Annotated in this window: 10 protein-coding genes and 1 pseudogene; 6 read left to right on the top strand and 5 right to left on the bottom strand. The window is 67.2% G+C overall.

Annotation, left to right across the window (positions count from 1 at the left end):
• Nucleotides 1-715 (bottom strand): pyridoxine 5'-phosphate synthase (locus QZ184_RS09385; RefSeq protein ID WP_296419258.1); only part of this gene is annotated, 715 nt, incomplete at its 3' end.
• Between the two features lie 132 nt (nucleotides 716-847).
• Here QZ184_RS09385 and QZ184_RS09380 point away from each other — a divergent pair.
• From QZ184_RS09380 to grxD, 4 genes are read left to right on the top strand one after another with little or no spacing between them, the layout of a single operon-like run.
• Complete coding sequence (locus tag QZ184_RS09380) at nucleotides 848-1,567, top strand: lysophospholipid acyltransferase family protein (protein ID WP_247479021.1); 720 nt, start codon at nucleotides 848-850, stop codon at nucleotides 1,565-1,567.
• 2 nt (nucleotides 1,568-1,569) lie between these two features.
• Nucleotides 1,570-2,121: a hypothetical protein gene (locus QZ184_RS09375; protein ID WP_010317825.1), complete on the top strand. Its 552-nt coding sequence runs from the start codon at nucleotides 1,570-1,572 to the stop codon at nucleotides 2,119-2,121.
• A gap of 47 nt (nucleotides 2,122-2,168) precedes the next feature.
• A complete protein-coding gene (locus tag QZ184_RS09370; protein ID WP_010317824.1) occupies nucleotides 2,169-2,402 on the top strand; it encodes a BolA family transcriptional regulator in 234 nt (77 codons plus the stop codon).
• 16 nt (nucleotides 2,403-2,418) lie between these two features.
• A complete protein-coding gene (gene grxD / locus QZ184_RS09365) occupies nucleotides 2,419-2,742 on the top strand; it encodes a Grx4 family monothiol glutaredoxin (RefSeq protein ID WP_010317823.1) in 324 nt (107 codons plus the stop codon).
• 36 nt (nucleotides 2,743-2,778) lie between these two features.
• On the opposite strand, the gene QZ184_RS09360 is transcribed toward grxD, so the two are convergent.
• Nucleotides 2,779-3,045, bottom strand: a complete 267-nt coding sequence (locus QZ184_RS09360) for a DUF6761 family protein (RefSeq protein WP_010317822.1) — start codon at nucleotides 3,043-3,045, stop codon at nucleotides 2,779-2,781.
• A 105-nt stretch (nucleotides 3,046-3,150) separates the two neighbouring features.
• Here QZ184_RS09360 and QZ184_RS09355 point away from each other — a divergent pair, with 105 nt between their 5' ends.
• Entirely contained in the window at nucleotides 3,151-3,903 is a 753-nt protein-coding gene (locus QZ184_RS09355; RefSeq protein WP_296419257.1) for a response regulator transcription factor, read from the top strand.
• Here the strand turns inward: QZ184_RS09355 and QZ184_RS09350 are convergent.
• Entirely contained in the window at nucleotides 3,863-4,414 is a 552-nt protein-coding gene (locus QZ184_RS09350; RefSeq protein WP_247479017.1) for a hypothetical protein, read from the bottom strand. The genes QZ184_RS09355 and QZ184_RS09350 overlap by 41 nt on opposite strands.
• Nucleotides 4,411-4,680 carry a hypothetical protein gene (locus QZ184_RS09345; RefSeq protein WP_296415351.1) on the bottom strand — a complete coding sequence of 90 codons (270 nt, stop codon included), beginning with the start codon at nucleotides 4,678-4,680 and terminating at the stop codon, nucleotides 4,411-4,413. The genes QZ184_RS09350 and QZ184_RS09345 overlap by 4 nt, the downstream gene beginning before the upstream one ends.
• Before the next feature lie 31 nt (nucleotides 4,681-4,711).
• Between QZ184_RS09345 and QZ184_RS09340 the strand changes: the two genes are divergently transcribed.
• The gene (locus tag QZ184_RS09340; protein WP_296419255.1) at nucleotides 4,712-6,094 is read left to right on the top strand and encodes a glycoside hydrolase family 13 protein; all 1,383 of its coding nucleotides are present in this window, start codon (nucleotides 4,712-4,714) and stop codon (nucleotides 6,092-6,094) included.
• On the opposite strand, the pseudogene QZ184_RS09335 reads toward QZ184_RS09340, so the two are convergent.
• Nucleotides 6,091-6,279: pseudogene (locus QZ184_RS09335) on the bottom strand (carotene isomerase); the annotation flags it as partial. The gene QZ184_RS09340 and the pseudogene QZ184_RS09335 overlap by 4 nt on opposite strands.

Below are 6,279 nucleotides of genomic sequence, written 5' to 3'. Positions count from 1 at the left end.
GGGGATTCTGGACCAAAGCCTTCATCTGCCGCACGGCCTCCTCCAGGCCCACCGCGAGGGCCCGGGCGACGATGGTGTGACCGATGTTGAGCTCCTCCATCCCCTCGATGGCGGCGATCGGCTCCACGTTTTGGTAGGTCAGGCCATGGCCAGCGTTGACCCGCAGGCCCAGGCTGCGGGCAATGAAGGTGCCCTCGGTGATGCGCGCCAGTTCCTTGGCCTGCTGCTGCCAGTTCGCCTCGGCATAGGTGCCGGTGTGCAGTTCCACCCAGCGGGCGCCGCTGGCCTGGCAGGCCTCCAGCTGGGCGGCCTCGGCGTCGACAAACAGGCTGACGCCGATGCCGGCGTCCTGGAGACGGCCCGAGATTCCTTTGATCGTGCTGAGCTGCGAGGCCACATCCAGCCCCCCTTCTGTGGTGACCTCCTCGCGCTTCTCCGGCACGAGGGTGACCATGTCGGGCTTGATCCGCAGGGCGATGGCCTCCATCTCGGCGGTCGCGGCCATCTCCAGGTTCAGGCGGCTGCGCACTACCTGACGCAACAACTCCACATCGCGGTCCTGGATGTGCCGCCGGTCCTCCCGCAGGTGCACGGTGATGCCATCGGCGCCGCCGAGCTCGGCCAGCAGGGCGTAGCTCACCGGGTCGGGCTCAACCGTGCGGCGGGCCTGGCGCACATTGGCGATGTGATCGATGTTGACGCCAAGGCTCGCCATGGCAATCGCTGCTTCTAGGCGGATCCTATGGATGGCGCCGCCAGGCCCGCTCGATCAACTGCCTGCTTGAGGGGCTTTCGGCAGGGGATCGCCCTTAGGTTGCCGGGACTTCAGGTCAGGGTGTTCAGTCCGATGGCGGCGGCAGGCACGGCATCGGTGGCCCTGACGGAACGGGAAAAGAGTCTCTGCAACGGCATCAACCCCTGGCTGGCGCCGGTGGCGATGGTGCTCACCCAGGACGTTGCCCTGAAGGGATTTTTTGGTGGTGGCCTGAGGGTCCTTGGCCGCGAGAACTTGCCCCATGAGGGGCCGGTGCTGCTGGCGCCGACCCACCGCTCCCGCTGGGATGCGCTGATGCTCCCCTATGCCGCCGGGCGTCGGGTGAGCGGACGGGACTGCCGCTTCATGGTCACCAGCGATGAGATGACCGGTCTGCAGGGCTGGTTCCTGCATCGCCTGGGCTGCTTCCCGGTGAATCCGCGCAAGCCGGCCGCCGCCTCCCTGCGCTTTGCCGTCGATCTGCTGGAGAGCGGCAATCAACTGGTGATGTTCCCGGAGGGGAAGATCAACCAGGACGATCCAGCCATGCGGCTGATGCCTGGGCTGGCGCGGCTGACGGCCCTGGCGGAAGGCCAGGGGGTGGCGGTTCAGGTGGTGCCCGTCGGGATTGCCTATGGCCATGCCAAGCCCCGCTTTGGCGATCAGGCCGCCCTCTGCTTCGGTCAACCCCTGCGTCTGGCCGGCGGGGAACGGGAGCAGATCAAGGCCCTGACGCTGGATCTGACGGAGAAGCTTCAGGCTGCTGAGGCGCTGGCGCGCCAGGCGGTTGGGCGCCCCTTGCAACGCCCGTAGAGTTGCCCCAATTCGCAAGTGCTCCTGTGCGCCGGCAACTCGCCGCCTTCAGCCTCTCCGCCCTGGCGGCGGTTGTCCCTGGTCTGGTCTCGCAATCCGCCCTGGCTCAGGACGCCCAAAAGGTCCTGGCTTCCCCCAGCTCGGGTCTGAACCTCAGCGCCATTGAGGCCAAGGTGGCGGCCGGTGATGCCGCTGCGGCCGCCGGCAATCTGGAGCAGGCCAAAGCCGACTACGACTCGGCCCGTGAAGGCGCCCAGAACCTGACCCGCTTCTATCGCAGCCTCAGCGGTTCCTTCCGCGGCCTTGATGCCCGGATCCCCCGGGAGATGGATGCCAAAGGCCGGGAGGCCCTGGAGCTGCAGGCCAAGATCGACCTGCGGCTGGCGGCGCTGCTGCGCCGGATGAATCAGCCCGCCGCTGCCGTTCCCCTGCTGGTGGAAGTGGTTCAGATCACCACCCCGGCCAACCCCATGGGTCAGAAGGCTTATCAGAGCCTGCTGGAGCTGGGCTTCGTCACCACCCCCTTCGCCGGTGGTTCGGCCGCGGGCAACTGATTCCGCAGTCCGTCTTCTTACAGTCCCAAGCTCACTGATCTGAGGTCATGGTTCATCCCGACCAGGTGAAGGCCGCCATTGGCGTCGCCCTTCCCGATGCCTGCGTTGAGGTGGAAGATCTCACCGGCGGCGGAGACCACCTGCAGGTGAAGGTGGTCTCCTCGGCGTTTGAGGGACTCAGCCGGATCAAGCAGCACCAGCTGGTCTACGGCGCCCTGCGCTCGGAACTGGCCAGCGAGGCGATCCACGCCCTCGCCCTGCAGACCTCAACCCCCTCCTGATTTCACGATTCGTCCCATGGATTCCGCCCTCAAGCAGCGCCTCGATCAGTTGGTGGGCAGCAGCCCGATCTTCGTCTTCATGAAGGGCAGCAAGTTGATGCCCCAGTGCGGCTTCAGCAACAACGTGGTGCAGATCCTCAACGCCATGGCCGTTCCCTTCGAGACCTTTGACGTGCTCTCCGACATGGAGATCCGTCAGGGCATCAAGGAGTACTCCGAGTGGCCGACCATTCCCCAGGTCTATGTCAATGGGGAGTTCATCGGCGGCTCCGACATCCTGATCGAGATGTACAACTCCGGGGAACTCAAGGAAAAGCTCGCGATTGCCCTCGCCAGCTGAGCTCTCCAAGGGGCCTGAGGGCCCCTTTTTTTGTGCCTAGTTGCGGCCGGTCTCGTAGAGGGTGCTCATGTCGCCGTTGGGGCCGATGAAGCTGGAGGGATCCATGATCCAGCGGTCCACAACCTCCTCGAGGCGGCGCTGGGCCAGGGGGTCCAGCAGGGCCGAGCGCCGCAGGGCGTGCAGGTAGCCATCGGCGTACAGCCGCAGTTCCGAGGGCCCGTGGTAGCGATCCGCCAGGGACTGGCAGGCATCGCAGAGGGACTGGAAATGGCGAATGGCTTCGGGGTGCTGCAGTCCGTTCATGGTTCGGGAAGAGGGCCTCGACCCGGTGGCCAGATATCAAGCAGTGCCTGATACCGATGTGCCTCTGAAATTACCGATAGCGTAGAGAGAATCAAGGAGAAGGGCGTGTCCTCCACACCTCCAAGTCCTGAATCGAATCTGAAACGGGTTCTGGTGGTGGATCCTCACCCCACCCTGCGCACCGTTCTGGCCCAGCGTCTGCGGCAGGACGGTCACCTCACCGCCGCTGTCTCCACCGCCTCAGAGGCCATTGCCCTCTGTGAGGACCTCACCCCCGACCTGCTTGTTGCCGCCGAACTGCTGGAGGAAACCTCAGCCCTGAAGCTGGCCGGTCAGCTGCGCTGTCCGGTGATGGTGCTCACGGCCCGCTCCGGCTCAGAACCGGTGGTCTCCCTGCTCGATGCCGGCGCCGATGACGTCCTGCGCAAGCCCTTTGGCCTGGAGGAACTGGCCGCCCGCTGCCGGCTGCTGCTGCGCCGCAGTGGCACGGGTCTGCAGGAGCGGGTCTGCGTCGGTCCGCTCGAGGTGCATGTCCTGCTGCGCCAGGTGACCCTGCGGGATCAGCCCGTTGAGCTCAGCCCCCGGGAATTCGCCCTGCTCTGCGCCCTGCTGATGCCCCCGGGCATCATCCGCAGCCGCAGCGAATTGCTGCGCATGGCCTGGCCCCCCTTCAGTGGTGGCCCCCGTTCGGTCGACACCCAGGTGCTCACCCTGCGGCGCAAGTTGGAGCAGGCCGGCCTGGGCGAGGGCGGCGGCATCGAGACCGTGCGCCAGCAGGGTTACCGCTTCAGCCTGGACACCATTCCGGCCGACGGGCTCAGCTCAGCGCCGCTGACGGGAGCACCCATCGTCCGCTGAGCAGGGCCCAGCCCACCATCGCCTCAAACACCAGCATCGCCAGGCAGAGCCCCGCCAGGAGCTGATAGGTCCAAGGGGGGCTGATCCGGCCGATGGAGCTGGTGTCCAGGCCCGTCCGCTCGCTGAAGCGGCCCAGGAACTCCTCGAAGGCTTGCACCCGTTGGGGGAGCAGATAGGCCGAGCCGTCCTCCGTTCTGACGTAGAAGACGCGGCCCCCCTGGCTCGTGGCCACAGGCGTCAGGCCCTTGACCTGCTCCCAGGTCAGGGACCAACCGCGGCGCAGCAGCCAGGAGCACCAGCGCGGGTAGCCCACCTGCAGGCCGCCCTCGCCCAGGCTGACCTCCTCGCTCACCAGGGCCCAGACCAGCAGCAGCCCCAGGGGCAGGGCCGCGATCAGCCAGGGCTGGAGGTTGGCCGGGGCCATCCAGGGCAGGGGGAAGACCAGGGCCAGATAGAGGCTGACCAGCGTGAAGCGAATCAGCGGCGCCATCGGGTAGCGCTGGTCGCTCATCGGTCCTCGGGGGAGCCGGGGAGCGGTTCGATCACGCTCGAGGGTTGGTAGCGCCCGCCGAAGACCTCCTGCTCGCGTCCCTTCCAGAACTCACCCAGGCGCATCAGATCGGCGTGGGCCTCGTGGAGTTTCTGCTCGTACTCCTCGGGGTTCATCGTGTCCTTGGCCTCCTTCAGCTTCGTCAGCCGCAGCAGCTGCAGCATCCAGGGTTTGGAGAGTTCGCCCCGCTGCTCGAGGTAGCGGGCCAGCTCCTCGGAAGTCGGCATCTCGGCAGCTTGCGTCAAGAGGGGCCACCCTATGGAGATGGTCTCGGCTTCTGCGAGTTCGGGTTTCTGCCTGCCGCCGGCCTGGGCCGCGGAGGCCGTCGTCTACCAGATCTTTCCGGATCGTTTCTGCCGCAGTGGGCGCTCGCCCCAGCAGAGCGGCCTGCTGCTGGCGCCCTGGGGCTCCGCGCCCGATCCCCATGCCTTTCAAGGGGGTGACCTCTGGGGTGTGCTCGATCGCCTGGACCATCTCCAGGGTCTGGGGGTCAGCTGCCTCTATCTCAACCCGATCTTCAGCTCGGCGGCCAATCACCGCTATCACGCCTACGACTATTTCCAGGTCGATCCGCTGCTGGGCGGTGAGCCGGCCTTTGCGGCGCTGCTGGCCGAACTCAAGCGCCGGGGTATGCGCCTGCTGCTCGATGGGGTCTTCAACCATTGCGGCCGGGGTTTCTGGGCTTTCCATCACCTGCTGGAGAACGGGCCGGCCTCGCCCTACCGCGACTGGTTCATCAGCGAGCACTGGCCCCTGAGGCCCTATCCCGCCGCGGGGGAGTCCTGCGGCTACCACGCCTGGTGGTCTGATCCGGCCCTGCCCAAGTTCAACCACGCCAATCCCCAGGTGCGTGAGCACCTGCTGGCGGTTGGGCACCACTGGATCGAGCGCGGGATCGACGGCTGGCGCCTGGACGTTCCCGATGAGGTGGAGCCGAGCTTCTGGCTGGAGTTTCGGCGGGAGGTGCGCGCGGCCAACCCCGAGGCCTGGATCGTTGGCGAGATCTGGGGTGAGGCGCGTCAGTGGCTCGGCGGCCAGCACTTCGATGGGGTGATGAACTACCGCCTCGCCTGGGGCACCCTCGGTTGGGTCGCTGCCGGGGCCCTGGCCGATGGGCATCACCGCGAGGCGATTCCCTACCAATGCCTCAGCGGCGAGCGCTATCGCGCGCTGCTGCTCGAGACCCTGGGTTGGTACCGGCCCGAGGTGAACTGCGCTCAGCTCAACCTGCTCGACAGCCATGACGTGCCGCGGGCGCTGCACATGCTCCAGGGGGACCTGGCGGCCCTGAAGCTGGCCCTGGTGCTGCTCTTTGCCCTGCCTGGGGTGCCCTCGCTCTATTACGGCACCGAGGCTGGCCTCGCGGGCGGCGAGGAGCCGGCCTGCCGTGAGGCCTTCCCCTGGGGGGCGCCCCTGGTCTTGGGGGACTTCATCGCTGCTCTGGCCCAGATGCGCCGGGAGCACTCCGCCCTGCGCTCGGCGGAACTGGAGCTGGAGCTCCTTGGTGAGGATGGGTTGCTGCTGATCCGCGGCAGCGGGGCCAATCGGCGGCGGCTGGTGCTCAACCGCAGCCGGGATTCAGCGTTGGCGCTGCCCGATGGCAGCCAGCTGGCCCCCCAGGACTGGCGGCTCTTGGCCTAGTCCGGCAGGGCCCAGGGGTTCAGGCCCAGGTCCGCGCCGATGCGGTGGGCGCAGGCGAAGCCGCTGAAGGCCACGGCGTTCAGGCCCTGGCCGGGGAAGCAGGAGTCGCCGACGCAGTAAAGGTTCTGCAGCCCCGTGCGGTTAAAGGGCATCGGCAGCAGGCCAGGCAGGCGCAGGGCCGGGAT

Source organism: Vulcanococcus sp. DEBay_Sum22DG08_74 (assembly GCF_017852955.1).
Taxonomy (GTDB): Bacteria; Cyanobacteriota; Cyanobacteriia; order PCC-6307; family Cyanobiaceae; genus Vulcanococcus.
Note: the sequence above shows the minus strand (reverse complement) of the source record. Positions and strands in the feature narration are given on the sequence as shown.